This window comes from Xanthobacter sp. BG11Y11_SDJG, from assembly GCF_057364445.1.
In genome coordinates this window covers 1-606 of record NZ_JBNFNU010000869.1, presented here as the reverse complement: position 1 = coordinate 606, position 606 = coordinate 1, and the positions used below count along the sequence as shown (strand labels likewise).

Sequence of the window (606 nt, the reverse complement as noted above, 5' to 3'; positions counted from 1 at the left end):
CGAAACCAGGCGGCCCAGCCCTGCGGATCGAGCGCGCCCGAAAAGCCGCCAGCCGAAGCCGCCGGCGAGCGCCGCCCGTGCCCACCACGTGCCTGCGGCAGCCCCAATTCCTCCCGCGCCAGCAGCACGCCCTCGACGGGCGCCGGCTCGGGGGGCGAGCGCGACCGGCGTCGCCTTTGAATCGGGCTGGCCGGAAAAGGGGTCGGTGCTTGCCTGCACCATTTGGCCGACGGGGCCGTGGGACGTATTGGCGAAGCTCCAGTGGATGGGCGCGAAGGCGGTGCCCGGCGGCTGGCGCGGATCGGCGCGCACCTCCAGCACCGTCTCGCCCTCCGCGCTCGTCACCCGCGCCAGGCCGCCATGGCCGAGGCCAAGCCGCGCCGCGTCCTCCGGATGGACGGCGACGAACGGCACCGGCTCGTGCGCGGAAAGCCGCGGCGAAAGACCGGTGCGGGTCATGGTGTGCCACTGGTCGCGCAGGCGCCCGGTGTTGAGGAGGAACGGAAACTCTTCCGCCCCCTGCGGCGGCGCCACCGGCGCCGGCACGACGAAGCGCGCGCGCCGGTCGGGCGTGAAGAAGCCGCCGTTCGCGAACAGGCGCGCGGT

At 74.8% G+C, this 606-nt stretch carries 1 protein-coding gene; it reads right to left on the bottom strand.

The window, feature by feature from the left end; all coding sequences use genetic code 11:
• Nucleotides 1–606: molybdopterin dinucleotide binding domain-containing protein (locus AC2W7M_RS27040; protein ID WP_486136321.1), on the bottom strand; the 606-nt coding region annotated here is incomplete at both ends.